General features: G+C 67.6%; 18 protein-coding genes and 2 tRNA genes. 9 read left to right on the top strand and 11 right to left on the bottom strand.

Annotated elements, in window-relative coordinates; all coding sequences use genetic code 11:
* Window positions 1-48: 48 nt before the first annotated feature.
* The 4 genes from J0A90_RS02980 (at window position 49) to J0A90_RS02965 (ending at window position 6,353) form a co-directional block, all read left to right on the top strand.
* The gene (locus tag J0A90_RS02980) at window positions 49-1,890 is read left to right on the top strand and encodes a glycosyltransferase family 2 protein (protein WP_207036035.1); all 1,842 of its coding nucleotides are present in this window, start codon (window positions 49-51) and stop codon (window positions 1,888-1,890) included.
* Window positions 1,890-4,196, top strand: a complete 2,307-nt coding sequence (locus tag J0A90_RS02975) for a glycosyltransferase (protein WP_207036034.1) — start codon at window positions 1,890-1,892, stop codon at window positions 4,194-4,196. The genes J0A90_RS02980 and J0A90_RS02975 overlap by 1 nt, the downstream gene beginning before the upstream one ends.
* 119 nt (window positions 4,197-4,315) lie before the next feature.
* Window positions 4,316-5,266: a glycosyltransferase family 2 protein gene (locus J0A90_RS02970; protein ID WP_035471541.1), complete on the top strand. Its 951-nt coding sequence runs from the start codon at window positions 4,316-4,318 to the stop codon at window positions 5,264-5,266.
* A gap of 61 nt (window positions 5,267-5,327) precedes the next feature.
* Window positions 5,328-6,353, top strand: coding sequence for a glycosyltransferase (locus J0A90_RS02965; protein ID WP_207036032.1), 1,026 nt, complete (start codon window positions 5,328-5,330; stop codon window positions 6,351-6,353).
* Between the two features lie 136 nt (window positions 6,354-6,489).
* Here J0A90_RS02965 and J0A90_RS02960 read toward each other — a convergent pair whose 3' ends face one another.
* The gene (locus tag J0A90_RS02960) at window positions 6,490-7,704 is read right to left on the bottom strand and encodes a hypothetical protein (RefSeq protein WP_207036029.1); all 1,215 of its coding nucleotides are present in this window, start codon (window positions 7,702-7,704) and stop codon (window positions 6,490-6,492) included.
* Window positions 7,705-8,023: 319 nt separating this feature from the next.
* On the bottom strand, window positions 8,024-10,129 hold the full coding sequence (locus tag J0A90_RS02955; RefSeq protein ID WP_207036027.1) for a carboxy terminal-processing peptidase: 2,106 nt from the start codon (window positions 10,127-10,129) through the stop codon (window positions 8,024-8,026).
* Between the two features lie 186 nt (window positions 10,130-10,315).
* On the opposite strand from J0A90_RS02955, the gene J0A90_RS02950 reads away from it, so the two are divergent.
* Both J0A90_RS02950 and dgcA read left to right on the top strand, forming a co-directional pair.
* A complete protein-coding gene (locus J0A90_RS02950) occupies window positions 10,316-11,671 on the top strand; it encodes a M18 family aminopeptidase (protein ID WP_207036025.1) in 1,356 nt (451 codons plus the stop codon).
* 77 nt (window positions 11,672-11,748) lie between these two features.
* On the top strand, window positions 11,749-12,729 hold the full coding sequence (gene dgcA, locus J0A90_RS02945) for an N-acetyl-D-Glu racemase DgcA (RefSeq protein WP_207036023.1): 981 nt from the start codon (window positions 11,749-11,751) through the stop codon (window positions 12,727-12,729).
* A gap of 101 nt (window positions 12,730-12,830) precedes the next feature.
* Here the strand turns inward: dgcA and J0A90_RS02940 are convergent.
* The 9 genes from J0A90_RS02940 to J0A90_RS02900 all read right to left on the bottom strand — a co-directional run bounded on the left by J0A90_RS02940 (window position 12,831) and on the right by J0A90_RS02900 (window position 20,347).
* Window positions 12,831-12,907 (bottom strand) — tRNA-Met (locus J0A90_RS02940).
* Window positions 12,908-13,045: 138 nt separating this feature from the next.
* The gene (gene ychF / locus J0A90_RS02935; RefSeq protein WP_106420049.1) at window positions 13,046-14,137 is read right to left on the bottom strand and encodes a redox-regulated ATPase YchF; all 1,092 of its coding nucleotides are present in this window, start codon (window positions 14,135-14,137) and stop codon (window positions 13,046-13,048) included.
* Between the two features lie 112 nt (window positions 14,138-14,249).
* Window positions 14,250-14,834, bottom strand: a complete 585-nt coding sequence (pth, locus tag J0A90_RS02930) for an aminoacyl-tRNA hydrolase (RefSeq protein WP_233076447.1) — start codon at window positions 14,832-14,834, stop codon at window positions 14,250-14,252.
* A gap of 33 nt (window positions 14,835-14,867) precedes the next feature.
* Window positions 14,868-15,515, bottom strand: a complete 648-nt coding sequence (locus J0A90_RS02925) for a 50S ribosomal protein L25/general stress protein Ctc (RefSeq protein WP_035471551.1) — start codon at window positions 15,513-15,515, stop codon at window positions 14,868-14,870.
* Window positions 15,516-15,646: 131 nt separating this feature from the next.
* The gene (locus tag J0A90_RS02920; protein WP_207036021.1) at window positions 15,647-16,588 is read right to left on the bottom strand and encodes a ribose-phosphate pyrophosphokinase; all 942 of its coding nucleotides are present in this window, start codon (window positions 16,586-16,588) and stop codon (window positions 15,647-15,649) included.
* 270 nt (window positions 16,589-16,858) lie between these two features.
* A tRNA-Gln gene (locus J0A90_RS02915) sits at window positions 16,859-16,933 on the bottom strand.
* A 123-nt stretch (window positions 16,934-17,056) separates the two neighbouring features.
* The gene (gene ispE / locus J0A90_RS02910) at window positions 17,057-17,920 is read right to left on the bottom strand and encodes a 4-(cytidine 5'-diphospho)-2-C-methyl-D-erythritol kinase (protein WP_233076445.1); all 864 of its coding nucleotides are present in this window, start codon (window positions 17,918-17,920) and stop codon (window positions 17,057-17,059) included.
* A complete protein-coding gene (gene lolB / locus J0A90_RS02905) occupies window positions 17,917-18,609 on the bottom strand; it encodes a lipoprotein insertase outer membrane protein LolB (RefSeq protein WP_233076443.1) in 693 nt (230 codons plus the stop codon). The genes ispE and lolB overlap by 4 nt, the downstream gene beginning before the upstream one ends.
* Window positions 18,584-20,347 (bottom strand): tetratricopeptide repeat protein, encoded by a 1,764-nt coding sequence (locus J0A90_RS02900; RefSeq protein ID WP_207036019.1) that lies wholly within the window; start codon window positions 20,345-20,347, stop codon window positions 18,584-18,586. Before J0A90_RS02900 ends, lolB begins: the two co-directional genes overlap by 26 nt.
* Before the next feature lie 305 nt (window positions 20,348-20,652).
* Here J0A90_RS02900 and hemA point away from each other — a divergent pair, with 305 nt between their 5' ends.
* Genes hemA through prmC form a run of 3 tightly spaced genes read left to right on the top strand, consistent with a single transcriptional unit; the run spans window position 20,653 to window position 23,859 of the window.
* A complete protein-coding gene (hemA, locus tag J0A90_RS02895) occupies window positions 20,653-21,927 on the top strand; it encodes a glutamyl-tRNA reductase (protein ID WP_207036017.1) in 1,275 nt (424 codons plus the stop codon).
* 16 nt (window positions 21,928-21,943) lie between these two features.
* On the top strand, window positions 21,944-23,032 hold the full coding sequence (gene prfA / locus J0A90_RS02890; RefSeq protein ID WP_207036016.1) for a peptide chain release factor 1: 1,089 nt from the start codon (window positions 21,944-21,946) through the stop codon (window positions 23,030-23,032).
* Window positions 23,029-23,859 (top strand): peptide chain release factor N(5)-glutamine methyltransferase, encoded by an 831-nt coding sequence (gene prmC, locus J0A90_RS02885; RefSeq protein WP_207036014.1) that lies wholly within the window; start codon window positions 23,029-23,031, stop codon window positions 23,857-23,859. The genes prfA and prmC overlap by 4 nt, the downstream gene beginning before the upstream one ends.
* The last annotated feature ends 59 nt before the right edge of the window (window positions 23,860-23,918 follow it).

Raw genomic sequence — 23,918 nt, 5'->3', positions numbered from 1 at the left:
CGGGCCGGGGCGACCCGGCCCAACGCTGGACGGAGGTTCATGGTTGAGATGATGGCACGCAGAGACCCGGCGCTGAGCTACCGCCTTGCGATGGTGGCGATCGTCAAGAACGAGCGCGACTACCTGCCCGAGTGGGTCGCCTACCACCGCATGATCGGCGTCGAGCACTTTTATATCGCCGACAACGGCAGCGATGACGGCACCGATCTGCTGCTGGCGAGCTGGCAGCGGCTGGGTCTGGTGACTACCTGTAGCTGGACGCCTGAGGACAAGGCCCAGACCAGCTGGTACGCGCACGTCCTGGAGACCTGGGGGCGCGAGACGGAGTTCATGGCGTTTCTCGACGCCGACGAGTTCCTGGTCCATCCCCACTGCGACCGGCCGCTGGAGTGGCTGGCTCCGGTGCTGGCGCCGGCGGACGTCGGCGCGGTGGCGATCAACTGGCGTATCTTCGGCTCCTCGCACATGCAGCGGCGCCAGCCTGGCGGCGTGCTGGAGCGCTTCACCCGGGCCAGCGTCGAGGCGCATGCCGTCAACTGCCACTTCAAGTCGATCGTCAGGCCGCAGCGGGTCAAGGCGATGACCGCGCATGCGGCGACCCTCGAGCCGGGCTATCGCTACGTCAGCGCCAACGGCGATCCGGTGACGTTTCTCGACGATCAGCCACGCTCCGGGCGAACCCGGGAGGTGATCGCCACCCCGCTGAAGGTCTATCACTACAACATCAAGTCGCGTCAGGAGTTCATCGACACCAAGCTCAACCGCGGGCGTGCCAACATGCCCGCCGGCAATACCCGCGACATGCAGTATTTCCGCAATCACGACCTCAATCAGGAGCGCCTGGGCTTCTCGTCGGAGCTGCTGGCACGCCTGCGCGAGGAGATCCGGCTGCTGCTGCCGGTGGTGAGCCCGCCGCCGCCCCCGCGCTTCTTCGTGCATATTCCCAAGACCGCCGGCACCAGCTTCCGCCTGGGTGCCCGTCACCACCTGGGCAGCGAGGGCGTGTGGCACGACTACGGTGAGAAACAGCGCGAGACCGCCCCCGAGGTGGCGCTGTGGGCGCACCAGCGGCGCGACAGCTGGCAGCTCTGGCAGTGTCTGCGCGAGCGCCAGGTGCGCCTGCTGGCAGGCCATGTGGGCATGGACAAGTACGGCCATCTGGCCGGCCTGCGCGATAGCTTCACCTTCGTGCGCGAACCGCTGCAGCGGATCGCGTCGGAGTATCACCACTTCGTGCGCCACCACCAGTACCGTGACAGCTTCCAGACCTTCTACCGTCGCCAGGACATGATCGACCGCCAGGCGCGCTTTCTCGAGTCGACGCGACTCGAAGCGCTGGGCATGGTCGGCATCACCGAGCGCTATGCCGACTCGCTGGCGCTGATCAACGACCGCTACGGCTGGCAGATACCGGACTTGGCAGAGAATCTGGGCCACGACTCGGTGAGCCATGTCTATTCCATCGACCCCGCCGACGAAGCCGCGCTGCGTGAACTCAACGCGAGCGACTTCAGCCTCTACGCCCAGGCTCTGGCGCTGTTCGAGACGCGTCTGGCGCTATGGCGCGAGGGCCGACCCTATGCCCATGGCGGCATACAGCAGTGTCAGCCGGACCGCGTGGTGGGCTGGGCCTGGTGGGCGGTCGATGACTACCCGGTCGAGGTGGAGGTGCGCGTCAACGACACGCGTGTCGGCTGCTGTGTGGCCAGCGGGCTGCGCCCGGGCTTCCTGCGCTGGGGCGCACCGCGTGCCGCCCAGGTCGGTTTTCATCTGCCGCTCAAGGCGGCCCCCGGTGACCGCGTGGAGTGCCGGGTACTGCTGACCGGACAGTCGTTGGGGCGCTGTCAGATCGCGGTCGATGAACGCCTGTCGCAGGCGCTGGCGCCGTGATGCTGCGCCCGCTGACCTCGCCGCCGCCCCTGACTCCGCTTCCGGGCTCCTGGGGCTGGCTCAAGCGCACCACGCGCCTGGTCTGCCAGCCGCGTTTGCTGCCGCTGGCCGGGCTCGAGGCGCTGACGGTGCCGGGGTCACGCTACGCCTGGCGGGCGCTCGATGACGACCCCCAGTTCCTGTGGCGGCGCCAGCTGCCGCTGCCCGGCTGGCACATGCTCGAAGTGCGCCTGGATCACGCTGGCGCCGGCGCCGCGGTCAAGCTCTATTTCGATACCGGCGACGGCTTCGACGAGGCGCACAGTCTCTATCTGGCGCTGCGCGCCGGGCGCGTCTCCAAGCGGCTGTGCTATATCCCGCCGACCCTGCGCGCGATCCGCTTCGATCCGCTGGAGAGCACCGGGGAGTTCAGCGTCGAGCATCTGCGTCTGGTCTGGCTGACGCCGGGATTTGCCCATGAGCGACTCGCCCAGCGGCTGACCAACCTGCACCCGGACTGGCTGCAGACGCCCCGACAGCAGCTGATCACCTCACTCAAGCGGCGTGCGAGCGAGCGCGGGCTGGCCTGGCGCGAGCTGGCACTGGCGCAGTACGAGGCGACCTTCGCCCGGACCTGCCCCAGCGCCAGCTATCGGGCGTGGCTCGACCGTCACCCCATGCCGCCGGCTGAGGCGATCGCCGCGCGCCTGGCCGCCTTCGACTGGACCCCGACGATCTCGATCCTGCTGCCGACGCATGACACCGAGCCTGCGTATCTGACGCGCTGTCTCGACTCGGTGCTGGCGCAGAGCTACCCCCACTGGCAGCTGTGCATCGCCGACGACGCCTCGCGCGACCCGCAGGTGATGCGGACGCTGTCGCGCTACGCGGCGGCAGATACGCGCATCGCGCTGATACGGCGGGAGCACAACGGGCATATCTGCGCCGCCAGCAACAGCGCCCTCGAGCTGGCCCGGGGCGAGTTCGTGGCGCTGCTCGACCACGATGACGAGCTGGCCCGGGATGCGCTCTTTCATGTGGCCGAGGCGCTGCAGCAGACGCCCCAAGCCGAGGTGCTCTACAGCGACGAGGACAAGATCGATGAGCGCGGTGAGCGCTTCGATCCCCACTTCAAGCCGGCATGGAATCCGGATCTGCTCCTGGGCCAGAACTATCTGTCGCATCTGAGCGTCTACCGCACCGCTCGGGTGCGGGCGCTGGGCGGGTTCCGACTCGGCCTGGAAGGGAGTCAGGATCATGATCTGGCGCTGCGCTGCACCCGCGGGCTGAGCGGCGAACGCATCGTGCATATTCCCCAGGTGCTCTATCACTGGCGCGCCGCCGGTACCTCGACCGCTGGCGCGGCCGCGTCCAAGGCCTATACCGGCGTCGCCGGGCTGCGCGCGGTGCGCGAGCATCTGGCGATCGATACTCCCGCGGCGCGGGTCGAGGCGGGGCGCTTTCCCAATACCTATCGGGTCCACTGGCCGTTGCCGCAGCCGGCACCGCTGGTCAGCCTGCTGGTGCCCACCCGGGATCGGGTCGAGATCCTCGAGCCCTGCGTGAGTGCGCTGCTGGAGCGCACGGCCTATCCCAACCTCGAGCTGCTGATCCTCGACAACGATTCGCGCGATCCCGCCACCCTCGACTTCTTCACCGCGATCGCCGCCGACCCAAGGGTGCGTGTGCTGCGCTGGCCGGGGCCTTTCAACTACTCGGCGCTCAACAACTTCGGTGCGGCCCAGGCCCGCGGCACGGTTCTTGGGCTGGTCAACAACGATATCGAGCCGATGCATCCGGAGTGGCTGACGGAGATGGTCGCCCATGCCTGTCGCCCCGAGATCGGCTGCGTCGGCGCCAAGCTCTACTACCCCAACGGCACCATCCAGCACGCCGGCGTGGTGCTCGGTGTGGGCGGCGTGGCGGGGCATGCGCACAAGTATTTCAGCGGGCATCAGCCGGGCTACTTCTCGCGCCTACATCTGGCCCAGAACTACTCAGCGGTGACCGCCGCCTGCCTGGTGGTGCGCCGCGAGGTCTTCACCGCCGTTGGCGGCCTCGATGCAGACCATCTGGCAGTGGCGTTCAACGATGTCGACTTGTGCCTGCGGGTGCGTGACGCCGGCTACCGCAACCTGTGGACGCCGTTTGCCGAACTCTACCACTACGAGTCGGTCTCGCGCGGCAGCGATGACACCCAGGCCAAACGCGCGCGGGCGGCCAGCGAGGCCCAGTACATGCGCCGCCGCTGGGGGGCGAGGCTGTTCACCGACCCGGCCTATCACCCGCACCTGACCCTGACCCATGAGGATTTTTCGCTGCGCTGAATCAGGCCACTTGCGTGGCCGAGAAGGCGCACGAATATCGTTTCTCCTTCACGCCGAGACCTCGTCGACCCTGGTCTCGTCGCCGCTGATCTTTCCACCCTGACGACAGGAAGCCGAACATGCATACCGAGTTCACCGCCATCACCATGGTCAGAGGCGAGGAGGACGTGGTCTACGCCGCCTGCCTGCACCACCTGCGTCTGGGGTTCGACCGCCTGGTCGTGCTCAGTCATGTCGAGCACGCCTTCTTGCGCGAATGCGTGGCGCGTCTGCGGGCGCAGTTCCCCGAACGTGAGATCGGCTTCGTCGAGATCGAGGATGAGCAGGGTTTCTCCAAGCGCAAGGCCGACTATATCCAGGGCGCACTGGAGATCTATCTCAAGCGCGACTGCCACAACGTGGTCTACGGCTTCGATGCCGACGAGTTCCTGACCTTCAACCACGGGCGCGGGGTGAAGGCGTTCTTCGACGCCTTCTGTCAGCGCTTCCCCGGTGAAGAGAATCTCAAGCGCTTCTACTTCCGCATGCCCTGGATCAACGTGATCTGCAAGACGCCGATACCGCCCCAGCCCGATCTGCAGGGCCGGCTGCTGGATGCCGAATACTGGTCGCTGGGTGAGCAGGCGTCGGATACCAAGGCGCTGTGCCTCTATCGCCAGTCCCACCGCCTGCACATGGGCTACCACTGGCTGATGGCCAAGAGCGACCAGAGCGTGCTCGAACCGGATGCCGAGGCGACCGCCTTCGCCCGTGAGTGGGAGGCGTGCGTCTACCACCTGCCGCTGCGCAACGTCGAGCAGTTCTTCGCGCGGATCGGTAACTACGTCGCCAGCGCCGCCAAGCAGGAGAAGCACAACCGACTGAGCCGCTTCTTTCTCGACAACCCGCATGTCAATCGCCAGCACTTCTTCGAGATGTGCGTGGCGCCGGAGCCGAGCTTCAAGGATTACGACGAACTCAAGCGCCACCTGGGCGCGGGGATCGACGAGATGGTGCTGATGGCCTTCACCAAGCTGATGGTCAAGCCGCGCCTGGACATTGGCCGCGCGCTGCTCGCGCCGCCGGCCTGAACCGCGACCGGCGCGGCCGCCGGGCACGTGACACCACCGCCAACCCGAGGGGGATTCGATCATGCGCTATCCACGCTGGGTGGTACTGAGCGACGGCAGCTGCCCGACCGAGGATATCTATTTCCTGGGGTCGGCGGCACCCTGGCTGCAGGCTCGGGGTGTCGAGGTCAGGCGTATCGACACCAGCTACTGGCGGCTGCCGATCATGTGCATGCCGTGGCTGGTGGGGGAGATGCGCCATGCCCATGTCCTGGTCTGTCGTTCACTCAATGCCTACTGGCTCTCCTGGCTGGAGGCCAATCGCGAGCGTCTGGCGACGATCCGCTATCTGGTCGACGACGATATCCCTGCGGCAGCCGAGGACCCGCGTCTGCCGGCGAGCTATCGCCGGCGCATGCGTCATGTCGCCACCCAGCTGCAGCCGCGGCTGTTCGCCCTGGCCGACGAGGTGATTGCCAGCAGTGCCGCGCTGGGCCAGCAGCTGCGTCGCCACCATCCGACGGTGGCGGTGCTGACCCCGCCGCTGATCGGCGAACCTCTGGCGACCACGCCGCCACCGGCGCTGACGCGGATCGGCTTTTACGGCTCGCGCGCGCATCTGGGCGATCTCGAGGCGATTACGCCGGCGCTGGTAGCCCTGCACCAACGCCACACCGAGCTCTCCTTCGAGATCATGCTCGGCGAGCACACGCCGAGAGCACTGCAGGGGCTCGCCCGGGTGCGGACGCCGCGGGCGCTGAACTGGCGCGCCTTCCAGCGCTATCGCGGCCAGCATAGTGCGGACATTGGCCTGACGCCGATGGTTGATACGCCGTTCAATGCCGGCAAGTCGCATATCAAGTTTCTCGACAACGCCCTGATGGGGAGCGTAGGTATCTACAGCCGCTGCTCGCCCTACCGCGATGTGGTCGAAGATGGTGTCGACGGGCTGCTGGTGGATAACGCCGAGGCGAACTGGCGTGAGGCCGTGGAGCGACTGGTACAGCAGCCCGGCGAGGCCCGAGCGATGGCCCGCCGCGCTGCATACAAGGCGCGTGAGCTCGGTGACCCGGCGCGGGCACGGGCGTTCTGGTGGGCGCGACGCTGAGAAGTCGCGTTTGACGCCGGCAGCGTCATCGAGAAGAGACCGCCCGCCCGGGGAGACCCGGGCGGGCGGTTGGCGTTTCAGGCGGGGATGGCAGCGCTGGTGTCGGCTCGGCGGCGCGCAGGCTCGCCGTTCCGGTTCAGGAGGCGACTCGGGCGTGGGAGGCGTGGAGCAGGCGCTCGATCGGCGAGATGTTGGCGGTGAGCCGCTCGGCGGCCTCGATCACGGCGCGGTCGCGCCCGGCGCTGGCGTGGAAGTCGCCCTCGATCTGGGTGACGTGGATCAGCACCCGCCGGAAGGCCTGGTAGAGATCGGTCTCGGGCGCGCGCGGATAGCGCCAGAACAGTTCCAGGTCGTCGCTCGCCGCCAGCCCCGGCAGGCAGTAGTGGGCGTCGCTGAGAGCGAATAGCGGACAGCCCTCGGCCAGGGCCAGGTGAGCTTCGGGTTCGCCCTGGCCGACCCAGCCACTGGCGTGGGGCAGCAGTCGCGGTAGCTGCATGGGGTCGAGAAAGCCGAGACGCTCGCCCAGGGCCAGCCGCCGTGCCAGGCGTGCCGCCCAACGGCGGGGCGGGCACCGATGGCGATCGGCCGCGGTCGGCAGCAGCAGCAGCCGGCAGCGGGCCGAGGCGACGCGGGCGAAGCCGGCGATCACGCGCTCGAGGTGGCGGCGCTGGGGAGCCTGGTCGTCGTGGCCCAATTGGCCCCCGGTGGAGAGAATGAAAAAGGGCCCCTGGTCTAACTCGTCGGCGCGTGTCTGCGGGCCCGCCGGCGATTGCGTCATGGGCCAGATGGGGGGCCGCTGTTCGGTCATGGGAGACACGCTCGCGGCTCCACGCCGCGGGGTCAGCCGTGCGCCCAGCCGATAGAGCACGGGCAGCGCTGGTGCGAGGAACCCGGGCGCCGGCCATACGGCCGGTGCGGCCGGCTCGCTGAGCCCTCCGGCGGCGGCGTGGAACCACCAGGGGTCGCGTGGCAGCAGCGAGCGCGCGCCGCTGCCTTCACGCTCCAGCGTGATGCGGCCCGGGCCCAGATAGCCGTGCTCGAAGAGGTGATTGCGGATGCCGTAGCGCCGGGCGAGCGCAACCGCCAGACCATGTGCGGGGGTATTCATCTGGAACAGCACCTGGTCGGTCACGTGGTACTGACGCCACAGCTCGCCGAGTACATGGGGCAGCATCGCCAGCGGATCGCGAAAGCTCAGCGCGCCGGGGTGATGCCAGTAGAGACGCTCACCGAGATGCAAGTGCAACTTGACCACGCGATGTCCATCGTCCAGCAGGCGCTGGGCCAACTGGCCGAAGAAGGGAGAGGCGGGGCCTTCCAGGAACAGATAGGTGCGTTGGGGAAAGAACATGGCGGCGTATCCGGCGTGTCAGGACCGGTGTGCGCGTGCCCGTGATGATGCCCGTAATGAGCGCGCGGGAACGCGATGCCGGCGGGTATTCTGACTCTAGCCACGGCGTTGCGTCGCGGCATGACCCGATCGCATGAATCTGGCGCTGGCTTATATCAGCGTTTTCGCTTCATCAGGGCCGAGATATCTCAGTCCGGCACGGCGGCGGAGTTTGGAGGAGGAGAGGGCAGAACCTAGATGCCAGACGCCCCATGCAGGGATGGGGCGTCTGGTATTCGCGGGTGCGCGCGGCCCGTGGTGATAGCCGGCGCGCGGTGGCTCAGCTGGCGGGGGGCTTCTGCATCAGCTGGGCGTAGTCGAGCAGGATCTGCGAGGTCTCCTGCAGCTCGGCGCGGTCGATCGGCTCGACGTCGTCGGCCTTGTCGCCTTTATCGTTCTGCTTGCCCTTGGCGCCCTTGTCGTTCGCGCTGCCACTGTCACTCGCATTCGACTGGCCGTCGTCGGCCGCGGAGCGATCGCGGGCATCGACCCAGCTCGTCAGCGGTTCCAGGCCTAGCGCGCGGCGCCGCTGATTCTCCAGCGCCAGTTGCTCGGTCTCCTGAGCTTCCATCTCGCGTTTGCGCTGCTCGGCGTTGAGGCTGATGCTGGTCTGCTGCTCGCGCAGACGCTTGATCAACTGAGCCTGCTTTTCCAGATAGACGAAGTCCGGATCGTTGGCGACACGCTTGTCATGGCGGTCCTGCAGGCTCTCCAGATAGCGCCAGGGCTGGCCATACAGCCGGTACTGCACCGGACGCACGCGATCCCAGGGCAGGGCGTTATCGAGGGCGCTCTCACCGATCTCGTCGGGATCGATCAGGCTGGGGAAGAGAATGTCGGGCTCGACACCGCGGTTCTGGGTGCTCTCGCCGGAGATGCGGTAGAACTTGGCGCGGGTGAGTTTGATCTGGCCGTGGCTCAGATCGCTCAGGGTCTGCACCGTGCCCTTGCCGAAGGTGCGGCTACCGATCACCAGGCCGCGGCCGTAATCCTGGATCGCGCCGGCGAAGATCTCCGAGGCGGAGGCAGAAAGGCGATTGACCAGCACCGCCAGCGGGCCGTCGTAGGCCACACCGGCGTCGGTGTCGCCATACAGGTTGATGCGCCCGCGAGCGTCGCGCACCTGCACCGTGGGGCCGCGGTCGATGAACAGGCCGATCATCGAGTTGGCCTCCTGCAGGGCGCCGCCGCCGTCGTTGCGCAGGTCGAGCACGATACCTTCGACGTTCTGCGCCTTGAGCTTGGCGATCTCCTTGGCCACGTCGCGGGTGGTGCTGCGGTAGTCGGTCTCACCCGCCTGCCAGGCGTCGAAGTCGACGTAGAAGGCAGGCACGGTGATGATCCCGATCTTGTGGGTTTGACCGTCGCGCTGGATCTCCTCGACCTTGCTGTGGGCAGCCTGGTCCTCGAGCTTGACCGTGTCGCGGGTGATCTTGACCTGCTGGGTGCGGGTGACGTCGACCGCCTTGGCCGGGATGATGTCGAGGCGCACAGTGGAGCCCTTGGGCCCGCGAATCAGCTCGACCACCTGATCCAGACGCATGCCGACCACATTGACCATGTCGCCGTCGTTGCCCTGACCGACCGCGACGATGCGATCTGCCGGTTGCAGCACGCCGCTCTTGTCCGCCGGCCCGCCGGGCACCAGGCTAGAGACCTTGACGTACTCGCCATCGTTCTGGAGCAGCGCGCCGATCCCTTCGAGCGACAGCCGCATCTGGATGTCGAACGACTCTCCCTGCTGCGGCGAGAGGTATTCGGTATGCGGGTCGACGGTGCCGGTGACCGCGGCCATCAGCAGCACCAGCACGTCCTCGGCGTTGGTCTGACGCACCCGGTTGAGCTGGTTGGTGTAGCGATCGTGCAGCGTCTTCTGGATCTGCGCCGGCGTCTGGTCGTTGAGCGATAGCGTCAGCGCGGCGTTCTCGAGGCGCTTGCTCCACAGCGCGTCGAGCGACGCTTCGCTGCCTGCCCAGGGCGAGTCCTTGCGGTCGAGCGCCAGGCGCTCGTTACCGGTATAGGTGTAGTCGATGCCTTGATCGACCCGCGCCACCAGCCACTGCAGGCGTGCTTCGACACGATCCTGGTAACGTGAATAGAAGGCATAGACGCGGTTCAGATCGCCATCCTCGACGGCGTCATCGAGCGTGGTGTCGAGGTCGCTGAAGTCGTCGACGTCGCGCTGCAGCAGATAGGCGCGCTGATCGTCGAGCACGTCGAGCAGGCGCTTGAAGGCGCGCTTCGACCAGGCATCGTCGAGGGTGACCTCAGCGTAAGAGCCGTACTGGATCGCCTCCGCCACTTCCGTCGCCGCTTGGCGCTGTGCATCGGTTGGGGTGGGACCGGCCAGCGCCACGACGCTCCATGCCAGCAGTAGCAAACACATGGCCGCGTGCCGAGCGGCGACAGTCAGGGTTATCAATGAAGCACTCCCGGTTTCCTGTACACTCTGTTCCCTTTAAGACTACCGGCTGTTCCCTTTCAGACCACCGGATCCATGAATCTTTTTCAGGTCCAAAATCCATTGTAGCAGTCGTATCGACTGCCGACCGACCGCCGTTCGAGGAACCTCATGTCCGACCCCGTCGCCGCCGATGCCATTTCCGACACTGCGCTCGCTGACACTGCCGTCATCGATCGCCTGATCGATTTCCTCGCCCGTTCGCCTTCGCCCTGGCACGCCACGGCCAATCTCATCGAGCGTCTCGAAGCCGCTGGCTATCGCCGACTGCGCGAGACCGACAGCTGGCAGCTGGCGCCGGGTGACAAGGTCTACGTCACGCGCAACGACAGCTCGCTGATTGCGCTGCAGCTTCCGGCTACGCCGCTGCAGGCCCTGCGCATGGTCGGAGCGCATACCGACAGCCCGGCGCTCAGGCTCAAGCCGCAGCCGGCGGTGGTCAACAAGGGCTGGCTGCAGCTGGGCGTGCAGGTCTACGGCGGAGCGCTGCTGGCGCCCTGGTTCGACCGTGATCTGGGACTCTCCGGCCGGGTGCATGTTCGTCGAGCCGACGGCCGACTGCAAGGGTTATTGATCAATGTTTCCGAACCCGTGGCGATCATCCCCAGTCTGGCGATCCACCTCGACCGCGAGGCCAACAGCGGCCGCGCCATGAACGCCCAGACCCAGATGGCGCCGGTGTTTCTGCAGGGCGGCCAGGCGGACGACGTGACGCGTCTGCTGCAGCAGTGGATCGCCGCCGAACACGGCATCCAGGACGCCGAGATCGTCGACTTCGAACTGGGCTTCCACGACGTGCAGCCTCCGGCGCGGGTCGGGGTCGCCGGGGAGCTTTTGGCCAGCGCCCGGCTCGACAATCTGCTCTCCTGTTTCATCGGCCTCGAGGCGCTGCTCGGCTGCGACGGCAGCCAGGGGGCGGTACTGGTCGCCAACGACCATGAAGAGGTCGGCAGCGCCAGCGCCTGCGGCGCCCAGGGGCCGTTTCTGGCCGATGTGCTGCGCCGGGTCAATGCGGCGCTGGGCGAGGCCGGTGACGAGGGCTTCGTGCGCCTGATCCAGCGTTCGCTGATGATCTCCTGCGACAACGCCCACGCGCTGCACCCCAACTTCGCCGACAAGCACGACCCCAACCATGGTCCGGCGATCAACGCGGGCCCGGTGATCAAGGTCAACGCCAGCCAGCGCTACGCCACCAACAGTGCCACCGCCGCGCTGTTCCACGATCTCTGCCGCGAGGCCGAGGTGCCGGTGCAGCAGTTCGTGACCCGCGCCGACATGGGCTGTGGCAGCACCATCGGGCCGATCACCGCTACCGAGCTGGGCGTGCCCACGATCGATGTCGGCGTGCCGCAGTGGGGCATGCACTCGATCCGCGAGACCGCCGGTACCCGCGACCCGGGCTATCTGATTCGGGCGCTGATCGCGTTCTACAATCGGGCGACGCTCGACCCGGTGCACGACGCCTAAGGGTGGTACGACACCAGGGGTTGTACAAAAAGAGAAGCCTTTTGGGCGACTCTCTTACCCGGCCTAAGGGGGACGGCATGGCGACACTGAGGGTGGAGGAGACGCGCTTCGCGCTGGCCGAGCGCTTCACCATCTCGCGCGGGGCGCGCAGCGAAGCGCGGGTGGTGACGGTGAGCCTGAGCGACGCCGGCCACGTGGGCCATGGCGAGTGCGTGCCCTATGCCCACTATGGCGAGTCGGTGGCGAGCGTCATCGCGCAGATCGAATCGCTGCGGGAAGCTCTCGCCAGTGGGCTGGATCGTGAGGCGCTGCAGACTCGGCTGCCGGCCGGCGCGGCGCGCAACGCGGTGGACTGTGCGCTATGGGATCTGGAGGCCAAGCGGCGTGCCACGCCGGTGTGGGCGCTGGCGGGGCTGGCGCCGCCCCAGGCCCAGATATGCGCCTATACGCTGTCGCTGGATACGCCGGCGGTCATGCGCGACAAGGCCCGGCGCCACGCCGAGCGCCCGCTGCTCAAGATCAAGCTGGGCGGGGAGGGGGATCTCGAACGCCTGCGTGCAGTGCGCGAGGGGGCGCCGCGGGCGCGGCTCATCGTCGATGCCAACGAGGGCTGGGATCTGCCCACTTACCAGCGTCTCGCGCCGCGGCTGGTCGAGCTGGGTATCGAGATGGTCGAGCAGCCGCTGCCCGCCTCTGACGACGCCTCACTGGCGCAGATCGAGCGGCGGCTGCCGGTGTGTGCCGATGAGGCCTGTCATGATCGCAGCTCGCTGGCAGCACTGGTGGGGCGTTACGACCTGATCAATATCAAGCTCGACAAGAGCGGCGGCCTGACCGAAGCCCTGGCGCTCAAGCGCGAGGCGCAGGCCTTGGGGTTCGGGGTGATGGTGGGCTGCATGGTGGGGTCGTCGCTGTCGATGGCGCCGGCACTGCTGGTGGCCCAGGGGGCGACGGTGGTCGATCTCGACGGGCCGCTGCTGCTGGCCCGGGACCGCGACCCGGGACTGCACTACGATGCGATGGGGGTGCATCCCGCGCCGTCGGCGCTCTGGGGGTGAGTCGGTCTATCCGCGTCGCTGCAGACAACACAGCGGCGCATACGGAAACAGCGCACACAAAAACGCCAAAGCCCACGCGAGGTGGGCTTTGACGTCGTATCTGGTGGCTACGCCCTGATTCGAACAGGGGACCCCATCATTATGAGTGATGTGCTCTAACCAGCTGAGCTACGTAGCCGTCGTGGTCACGCTTGATGTGTGACAACGGAGGCGAATACTAGCATAACCCGATGAAACGTCAACGCTTTTTTGCATGAATCCGATCATCGGGCCATGCCGGGGCGCGCTACTGTCGGGCCCCGGCAGATGGCGGCGCTCAGACGTTGAAGCGGAAGTGCATCACGTCGCCGTCCTGGACCACGTAGGCCTTGCCTTCCAGGCGCCACTTGCCGGCTTCCTTGGCGCCGTTCTCGCCGCCCAGGGCGACGAAATCGTCGTAGCTGACCACTTCGGCGCGGATGAAGCCCTTCTCGAAGTCGGTGTGGATCACGCCCGCCGCCTGCGGAGCGGTGGCGCCGACCTTGACCGTCCACGCCCGCACTTCCTTCACGCCTGCGGTGAAGTAGGTCTGCAGGCCCAGCAGCCCATAGCCTGCCCGGATGACACGATCGAGCCCGGGCTCTTCCATGCCCATCTCATCGAGGAACATGGCACGCTCCTCGTCCTCGAGCTCGGCGATCTCCGCTTCCAGCTTGTTGCACACCGGCACCACGACGGCGTTCTCGCTGGCGGCGATGCGGCGCACCGTATCGAGATGGGGATTGTTCTCGAAGCCGTCTTCGTTGACGTTGGCGATGTACATCGTCGGCTTGAGCGTCAGGAAACCGAAGCTGCGCAGCTGGCGCTGCTCGTCTTCGTCCAGGCCGAAGCTGCGCAGCGGCTGACCCTCGGCCAGATGCGGCTGGATACGATCGAGGATCGCCTTGGTGGCGATCGCCTCCTTGTCGCCGCCCTTGACCACTCGGGTCAGGCGCTGGATCGAGCGCTCCACCGCGTCGAGATCGGCCAGCGCGAGCTCGAGGTTGATGGTCTCGATATCGGCGGTGGGGTCGACCTGATTGGCGACGTGGATGACGTTGTCGTCATCGAAGCAGCGCACCACATGGGCGATCGCGTCGGTCTCACGGATGTTGGCCAGGAACTGGTTGCCGAGGCCTTCGCCCTTGGAGGCGCCCTCGACCAGACCGGCGATATCGACGAACTCCATGGTCGTGGGCACGACCTTCTCCGGCTTGACGATCTCGGCCAGCTTGTCGAGCCGCGGGTCCGGCATCGGCACGATGCCGGTGTTCGGCTCGATGGTGCAGAAGGGGAAGTTCTCGGCGTCGATGCCGGAGCGTGTCAAGGCGTTGAAGAGCGTCGACTTGCCGACGTTGGGCAGACCGACGATGCCGCAGTTGAATCCCATGAGCGCTTCCTGGAAAGAGAGTTCGTGACGCGTGAAAGATCGCTATTCTACTCGACCCGTGGCGCCGGCGATAACACGTGTATGGCGCGGGGTCGGCTGACGGGGGCGTGGCTCAGGCGGAAAAGGCGTGCAGGCGATTCATCGCCTTGGCCCAGTGGCCGTCGAGGGCGTCGGGCAGGGTGACGACGATCTCGTCGAGCGCTGCATCGATGGCTTCGCGCTCCGTCTTGCCAGGACGGCCGAGCACATAGTTGGTCACCAGCTTGGCACTGCCCGGGTGGCCGATGCCGACCCGCAGCCGATGAAAGCCGTTGTGGTTGCCGAACGCGCTGATGATGTCGCGCAGGCCGTTGTGGCCGCCATGACCGCCGCCGGTCTTGTAGCGCGCCGTACCCGGGGCGATGTCGAGCTCGTCGTGAGCCACGATTACCTCGTCCGGGGCAATCTTGAAGAACTGGCACAGCGCGGCCACTGAGGCACCGCTGCGGTTCATGAAAGTGGTGGGGTTGAGCAGGTGCAGATCGTGCCTACCCAGGCGGATCTTGGCGTACAGACCCAGAAACTTGCGCTCGGGACGCAGCGTCTGCGCTGCGTCCCTCGCGAGGCGCTCGACCAGCCAGGCGCCGGCATTGTGGCGGGTGTCTTCGTATTCCGGCCCCGGGTTACCGAGACCGATGATCGCTTTCACGTCGCCCATGCCGTCGCCTGCTCTCGTCGCGTGCCGCGAAGCTTACGCTTCGTCTTTCGGTTCGCCGTCTTCGTCGACGCCTTCACCGGCCACTTCGTCGTCACGTGCCACGGTCGGGTGAGTCACGCTGACCACGCCGGCATCGTGCTCTTCGCCGTGGGTCAGTTCGACCAGGGTCACACCTTCCGGCAGCTTGAGGTCGGAGAGGTGGATGGTCTCGCCGAGGCCCAGATTGGCGACGTCGACTTCGAGGTATTCCGGCAGCTTGGACGGCAGGCAGCTGATCTGGACGTCGTTGTTGAGGACGTGGAGCACGCCGCCTTCGTCCTTGACGCCCTTGCAGCTCTCTTCGTTGAGGAAGTGCAGCGGGACGTTCAGGGTCAGCTCGTGGGTCGCATCGACACGCATGAAGTCAGCGTGGGTCACCAGGGCCTTGTACGGATGGCGCTGGAGGTCACGGATGACGACCTGCTCGCTCTTGCCGTCGATCTGGATGTCGATGACCGAGGAGAAGAAGGCTTCGTCTTCGATCGCCTTGTAGAAGGCCGGCTTGTCGATGGTGATCGGCTGCGGGGCGGCTTCGCCACCGTAGATGATCGCGGCGACCTGTTCGTTCTTGCGGCGCAGGCGGCGGCTCGCACCTTTCCCCAGCTCCGTACGAACATTGGCTGTCAGGGTGTAATGGGACATGAGTTGTCACCTCTATCGATAGAAAAGGAGTACGGCACCGCCCGCGACCAGGCCGTGCCGTCTCCATTGGCGCGACTGCCCTCACGGCAGTCGCCTGTGTGTCGGCGCGCGTTACTGACCGTAGTTGCCGGTCAGTGGAACATCGCGCTGACGGATTCCTCGTTGCTGACACGGCGAATGGCTTCGGCGATCAGGCCGGCGACCGTCAGCTGACGGATCTTGCCACTGCGACGCGCAGGTTCGGAGAGCGGTATGGTATCGGCAACCACGAGTTCGTCAAGCACCGAGCCACTAATATTGTCGACCGCGGGACCGGAGAGGATCGGGTGGGTGGCGTAGGCGACCACCCGACGCGCTCCGTGATCCTTGAGCGCCTCGGCGGCCTTGCACAGGGTGCCGGCGGTGTCGACCATGTCGTCGACCACCACGCAGGTGCGGTCCTGGATATCGCCGATGATGTGCATCACCTGGGCCTGGTTGGCCTGCGGGCGGCGCTTGTCGATGATCGCCAGGTCGACGTTGAGCTGCTTGGCGATGGCGCGGGCGCGGACCACGCCGCCGACGTCGGGGGAGACCACCACCAGGTCGTCGTAGTTCTGGCGCTCGATGTCGTCGAGCAGGATCGGCGAGCCGTAGACGTTGTCCACCGGCACGTCGAAGAAGCCCTGGATCTGGTCGGCGTGCAGATCCATGGTCATGACGCGGTCGACGCCGGCCTTGACCATCATGTCGGCGACCACCTTGGCCGAGATCGGTACGCGCGCCGAGCGCACGCGGCGATCCTGGCGGGCATAGCCGAAGTAGGGTACGACGGCGGTGATTCGGGTTGCCGAGGCGCGGCGCAGCGCGTCGACCATCAGAATCAGCTCCATCAGGTTGTCGTTGGTCGGCGCGCAGGTCGACTGCAGAATGAAGACATCCTTGCCGCGCACGTTTTCATTGATCTCGACGGCGATCTCACCGTCGCTGAACTGGCCGACCGTGGCGTGGCCGAGCCGGTTATCGAGGCACTCGGCCACTTTCGCCGCCAGGGCAGCGTTGGCGTTACCGGTGAAAACCATCAATTTAGACACGCGCGGCCACCTTTGAGAGCTGTTTGAAGGTCAGTTGGGACATTCGATCGAAGCAGAGACGAGCAAGACTGCGGCGGGAGAGCGGGTGCTGACGGAGAGTGCCGAGAAACCGGCGATATGACGTCACGCACGACGACGCCAGACGCTCGGGGCGCAGGGCGGCAGTCATGGGACGACAGGAGAAGCAGCAGCGCCGGTAGGGAAGTCGTGTGGGCAGAGTGGCCATCGCGTCCCGGTTTCCGTAGGCAGGCTTGCAAAGAGTCAAGGAAGTGGCTGGGGTACCAGGATTCGAACCTGGGAATGCCGGTACCAGAAACCGGTGCCTTACCACTTGGCGATACCCCAGCAATCGTCGGCAGCGCATATTATGCGTAAAAGCGCCGACCGTTGGCTAGCCGTGGACCAAAAACCACGCTCCTGAGTGCGTTGGGCATGAAAACCCTGCACTGCGGCGCGTGACTTTCGTCGTCAGGCCGACACGATCTCCAGAGCGCGATGCAGCGGGGAGCGAGCCACGCCGCGGGCCTTGAAGATCTGCCACCCGTCGGGCGCATCGGCGATGACCGCATCGGCCGAAGCTTCGTCCGCGACAGGGCAGAAGACGCAGGCGCCGGTCCCGGTGAGGAGCGCGTTACCGTAGCTCGAAAGCCAGGCGAGGGCGCGGTCGACCTCGGGATAGAGCGCGCGGACGACGCTTTCGCAGTCGTTGCGCCACACCGTCTCGGGGGTGGCCCCGTCGAGTGCGAGGCGCATACTAATGGCGGTGCTGTCACGTGTCAAACCGGGATGCCCAAACACCGCCGCGGTGGAGACCGCGACCCCCGGGTGAACCACCACGAACCAGCGCTCGGCCAGCGCCACCGGGATCAGGCGCTCGCCCACGCCCTCGGCCCAGGCGCTGTCGCCGCGCACGAATACCGGCACGTCGGCACCCAGGCCGAGGCCCAGCGCGGCGAGCCGTTCGCGCCCCAGGTCGAGCTGCCACAGCCGGTCCAGCGCGACCAGGGTGGTGGCGGCGTCGGAGCTGCCACCACCCAGACCGCCACCCATCGGCAGGCGCTTGTCGAGCACGATATCGACCCCGGCGCGGCAGCCGGTCTCCTGCTGCAGCAGGCGCGCCGCGCGTACGATCAGATTCTCCTCCGCGCTGACCCCATCGAGCGCCGGGCTCAAGGTGACGGCGCCGTCGTCACGCGGGGTGAAACTGAGGGTGTCGCCATGGTCGAGCAGTTGGAACAGCGTCTGCAGCTCGTGATAGCCGTCGGCGCGGCGCCCGGTGATGCGCAGCAGCAGGTTGAGCTTGGCCGGGGCCGGCAGAACCCAGGACGTCATGGCGTGGTGTCCGCCTGCCCCGGCTGCCACTCGTTGACCACCAGCACGGCGCGAATGTCGTCATAGGTCATGACCAGGCGGCGCGGCAGCCACAGCCCGCCGGCGTAGGTCCAGTCGCGGTAGGCGATGGTCCAGCCGGCCTGGCGCAGCTGCGCCGGGAAGCCCAGGTCGTCGCGGGTCTCGTCGTGTGCTGCACCCGGGGCCGGCAGGCCGCGTACCCAGTAGTCGAGTGCCGAGATCGGCAGCGACCAGCCGAGCTGCTGCTGCATCAGCGCCTCCGGCGAGCTGGCCTGGAAGGTGCCGTCGCCGGTGGTCAGCTCGACCGCGCCGGCGCGCCCCTCGAGGACGCTGCGTCCGGTGCCGAAGGGGCCGCTGATGAGCATACGGTAGTGCTGCGGCGTCTGGGTCCAGTCGAGATTGGCGCTGGTGCTGTCACGCGGGGTGCGCAGGCCTACCTTGCCCGCCACGGTCCAGGTGTCGAGCGCTTCGAGCCGGCTCTGCTGGCGCTGCCAGTCCTCGGCCTGGCGCGGCGCGCTGGGGGCGGTGGTCTGGCCGGCGCAGCCCGCCAGCCACAGGCTCAGGGCGGCGGCGCCCAGCAGGCGCCAGTGGCGCGATGCGAATGCCGAGAGAGATGACGGGGCCGCACGCGACGTGCTGGCCCGGTCAGGGGTTGGGTACGCTGATGTCATCGGGACGTCCTGTCGAATCCGAAGCGGGTGAAGGGGTCAAGTGGGGGTAGCGGCTCAGCAGCGCGTCGATATCCGGATGCTCGTCGCTGGCGGCCAGGGCGCGGGCGACGAGCGCTCTGGCCTCGTCGTCGAGGCCCTTGGCGGCAAGCACTTCAGCTAGGTGCGCGGCGACCTCCTGGTCGGGCTGGCCGGCATAGGCGCGGCGCAGATAGCCCAGTGCCTTGTCGCTGTCGCCGCGCTTGAAGTAGACCCAGCCGAGGCTATCGAGGATCGCCGGATTCTGCGGTTCCAGCTGGTGCGCGCGCTGGATCAGACCGAAGGCCTCATCGTAGCGGTCGCTGTCGGTGGTGAGCGTGTAGCCGAGGGCGTTGAGCGCGGCGGCGTTGTCCGGTTCGCGGGCGATGATATCGCGCAGGGTGGCAATCATGGCGTCGACATCACCCTGGGCGTAGTCACGCATCGCCCGGCTGTAGAGCAGGTCACTGTTGTCGGGGTCGCGCGCGAGGCTGTCGGCGAGCAGCGCGTCGGCGCGGGCGCTGTCATCGGCGGCGTCCAGCGCCTGTACGCCGATCTGGGTCAGCAGCGCGCGCTGACGCGGGTGACGCAGGCTCTCGATACGCACGAAGTTCTCGGCGTCGTCGAGGCGTCCGGCCGTGACCAGCATTTGAATCGCCAGCGCCCGGGATTCGGCGAAGCCCGGCCCCGGCGCTACCTGGCGGTAGTAGAGCAGGGCATTGTCGGGCTCGTCCTGGGATTCGGCGATGGTACCCAGCAGCAGATAGGCGGTCGGCGGCGTGGCGTCGCGGTCGAGCAGCGGCAGCAGCAGGCGTTTCGCCGGGTCGAGGGCGCCGGCCTCGAGATAGAGCTGGGCCAGCCCCAGGCGCAGACTGGGGGTGTTGTCGTGTTCGGCCAGCAGCCGGTTCACCTGGGTCTCGGCGGCGTCGAGATCTCCGGCGGCGATCTCGGCCTGGGCCAGGGCCAGTACGAAGCGGGAGTCGTCCGGGGCCAGGGTCTGGCCGCGTCGGGCCAGCGCCGCGGCCTGGGCATTGTCACCGGCCTCGATGGCGATCTGGGCACGGGTCAGCCATAGCAGCGGCTCGGCGGCGTGGGTGCGGGTCAGCCGAGCCAGACGTTGCTGGGCCACATCGGGATCGCCGTCGGCCGCTTCCAGCCGTGCCATGGCCAGCTGGGCATCGAGCTGGGTCGGATGCGTGGCGAGAAATGCCTGCAACTGGTCGCGCAGCGGTGACAGCGGGGTGCGCGCCTCGATCGCCAGCTCGACCAGTTCGAGCAGACGCGCCGGCTGGCCGTCGCGGGCCAGCTCGAGGCGGTGGCTCAACGCCCCGGGCCAGTCGCCGCGATCGATGGCGATGCCCGATAGCAGCTCTTCCGGGGCGCTGTCGTCGGGGGCGTACTGCTGCCAGCGCGAGGCCGTGGTGGCGAGCAGCCCGGTGTCGTCGGTGTAGCGTGCGGCGAGGGTGGCGCGTTCGGCCAGCGCCGCACTGCGATAGCGTTCGGCCGCGGCCAGGTAGCCGGTGGCCGCGCGGTGAAAGTCGCCGCGCTGCCCGGCCATCTCCGACAGCAGCACCTGCGACAGACCGGCGGCGTCGAAACCGCGGGTGATCGGCGGCGCCGAGGCCATGGGGTCGGCAGTGGGGGCAGCGGTGTCGGCCGACATGCTCTGACAGCCGGCCAGCAGAGCCGCGCAGCCGGCGGCGTATAACAGACGTGTGGGCATGCCGTCCTCGGGATCAGTCGATCGACTCAGCATAACGGCTGGCGGTCGCGGGTCAATCTCGACGCATCGCCCGGGCCCGGGGGCGTGCGGCAATGACGCAGGGGAGCGCAGACGGGTTGCCTGCTAAGTGTCGTTAGGCTGTGCTAAAATGGCGCAGCCGTCGACGGCCGCGGGCAGGACATGCCGACCTGTGGCAAGCGCGTGGGCCGCGACCTGACATCGCCGCATCCGCTCACCCGCCCGCTGGCCGGCGACGACAGTTGGCGATGGCGCCTCGACCCTTGCAAGATTTTGACCGTGATTTCATGACGCTGCTAGCTCTGGGTATCAATCACAAGACCGCCGCGGTCGACGTGCGCGAGCGCGTGGCCTTTTCGCCGGCGCAGCTCGAATCCGCGCTGACGCAGCTGCGGGCACTGCCTGACGTGCGCGAAGCGGCGGTGCTGTCGACCTGCAACCGTACCGAGCTCTACTGCATCACCGTGGACGACGGCGAGCGTCAGCTGGTGGAGTGGCTCGGTGACTTCCACGGCATGCCGGCCAAGGATCTGTTGAGCTGCGCCTACCACTATCACGAGCGCGAGGCCGCGCGTCATCTGATGCGGGTCGCCGCGGGTCTCGATTCGATGGTGCTGGGCGAGCCCCAGATTCTCGGTCAGCTCAAGGATGCCTACCAGATCGCGCGTCAGCACGCCGGTCTCGGCAGCGAACTGGAGCGGCTGTTCCAGCAGACCTTCTCGATCGCCAAGCAGGTGCGCACCGAGACCTCGATCGGTGAGAACCCGGTATCGGTGGCCTACGCCGCGGTCAGCCTGGCGAGCCGCATCTTCGATGACTTCGGCCGCGCCCGGGCGCTGCTGATCGGCGCCGGTGAGACCATCGAGCTGGTCGCCCGGCACCTGCGCGAGGCGGGGATCATGGGGCTGACCGTGGCCAACCGCACCCTGCCGCGGGCGCAGGCGCTGGCCGAGACCTGCGGCGCGCGGGCGATCGAGCTGAGCGACATTCCCCAGGCGCTGGAGCAGGCCGACATCGTCATTGCCTCCACCGCCAGCGAGCTGCCGATTCTGGGCAAGGGCATGGTCGAGCGCGCGCTCAAGGTGCGCCGCCATCGCCCCATGTTCATGGTCGACATCGCGGTGCCCCGGGATATCGAGCCGGAAGTGGGCGATCTCGCCGATGTCTTCCTCTACAGCGTCGACGACCTGCAGCAGGTGATCGCCGAGAACCGGCGTCACCGCGAGGTGGCGGCGCGTCAGGCCGAGGCGCTGATCGAGCACGGCGTGGAGCAGTGGCTGCACGAGCGCCGGGTGCGCGGTGCCGGCGATCTGATCCGGCGCTACCGCCAGCACGGTGAATCGCTGCGCGAGGACGCCGAGCGCGAGGCGCTGGCCCAGCTGGCCCGCGGCGAGGACCCGGAAGCGGTGATCAAGCGTCTTTCGCATCAGCTCGCCAACAAGCTGATGCACGGCCCCACGCTGCGTCTGCGTGAAGCCTCCGGGCAGTCCCGCCAGGATATCATTCAGGCCGCCGACAGCTTGCTGATCGGCGCCCCCGCCACGACACAGGATTCGGTATGAAAAGACAGGGATGGGCATGAAAGCGTCTCTGCGCGAACGACTGGACGCCTTCCGTGACCGTTTCGAGGAACTCTCCGCGCTGCTCTCCGAGCCGGAGGTGATCGCCGACCAGCCGCGTTTTCGCGACTACTCCCGCGAGTACGCCGAGCTCGAGCCGCTGGTCGAGGCCTGGCGTGACTATTGTCGCACCGAGGGTGACCTCGAGGCGGCGGAGCAGATGCTCAAGGACAGCGACCCCGAGATGCGCGAACTGGCCGAAGAGGAGTGGCATGCCGCGCGTGCCAGCCTTGCCGCTCAGGAAGAGACCCTCAAGCGTCTGCTGGTGCCCAAGGACCCGGATGACGGCAGCGATGTCTTCCTCGAAATCCGCGCCGGCACCGGTGGCGACGAGGCGGCGCTGTTCGCCGGCGATCTGTTCCGCATGTACTCGCGCTACGCCGAGCGCCGCGGCTGGCGTATCGAGGTGGTCAGCGCCAGCCACGGCGAGCAGGGCGGTTACAAGGAGCTGATCGCCCGGGTCAAGGGCGACAGCGTCTACGCTGTGCTCAAGTTCGAGTCCGGTGCGCACCGCGTGCAGCGGGTGCCGGCGACCGAGTCCCAGGGGCGTATCCACACCTCCGCCTGCACCGTGGCGGTGATGCCGGAGGCCGACGCGGTCGGCGAGGTCGATATCAACGCCAACGACCTGCGCGTGGACACCTTCCGCTCCAGCGGTGCCGGCGGCCAGCACGTCAACACCACCGACTCGGCGATCCGCATCACCCACCTGCCCACGGGGCTGGTGGTGGAGTGCCAGGAGGAGCGCAGCCAGCACAAGAACCGGGCCAAGGCGATGTCGCTGCTGGCGGCGCGGCTCAAGCAGGCGGCGGTCGACTCCCAGCGCCAGCAGCAGGCCGACACCCGGCGCTCGCTGGTGGGCTCGGGGGATCGCAGCGAGCGTATCCGCACTTACAATTTCCCCCAGGGCCGGCTCACCGACCACCGCATCAACCTGACGCTCTACAAGCTGGGTGAGGTGATGGCCGGCGATCTCGACGAGGTGGTGCAGCCGCTGGTCAACGAGTATCAGGCCGACCAGCTGGCGGCACTGCAGGGCGAGGCGTGACCGCCGACGAGGCGCTGCGTCACGCGGCCCGGCGCCTGAGCGCCTCGCCCAGCGCGCGGCTGGATGCCGAGGTGCTGCTGATGCACGCCCATGGGGTGGATCGTACCTGGCTCTACACCTGGGGCGACCGCGAGCTGCCGGCCGAGAGTGCGGCGCGCTTCGAGGCGCTGATCGAACGCCGCGTGGCGGGCTGGCCGGTCGCCTATCTGACCGGACGGCGCGAATTCTGGGGGCTCGAGCTGGATACCTCGCCGGTCACACTGATCCCGCGGCCGGATACCGAGCGCCTGGTCGAGGCGGCGCTGGCGGTGGCGACGACGGCCCAGGGCACGCTGCTCGATCTCGGCACCGGCACCGGCGCGGTGGCGCTCGCCTTTGCCAGCGAGCGCCCCGACTGGCACGTGCTGGGGGCCGACGTCGAGCCCCAGGCGGTGGCGCTGGCCAGCGCCAACGGCGCGCGCCTGGGGCTGACCAATGCGCGTTTCGTCCAGAGCGACTGGTTCGGCGCGCTGGCCGGGGAGCGCTTCGCAATCATCGTTGCCAACCCGCCCTATATCGATGCCGATGACCCCCATCTAGGCCGCGACGACGTGCGCTTCGAACCGCGCCGGGCGCTGGTTGCCGCGGAAGCGGGCCTGGCCGATCTGCGCGCGCTGGTGGCGAGTGCGCCGGCCTTTCTCGAGCCCGGCGGCTGGCTCTGGCTGGAGCATGGCCATACCCAGGCCGGTGCGGTGCGTGCGCTGCTCGGCGACGCGGGCTACGGCCAGATCGCGTCGCTCACCGACCTGGGCGGGCACGAGCGCGTCAGCGGCGGCCGCTGGGGCTGAATTCGGGCGATGCGCCGAACGCTTTCGCGTCTCACAGGCTCGCTCTTTCACCTCGAGCG

Origin of the sequence: Salinicola sp. DM10 (assembly GCF_017306975.2) — a bacterium.
Classification (GTDB): Bacteria; Pseudomonadota; Gammaproteobacteria; order Pseudomonadales; family Halomonadaceae; genus Salinicola.
Note: the sequence above shows the minus strand (reverse complement) of the source record. Positions and strands in the feature narration are given on the sequence as shown.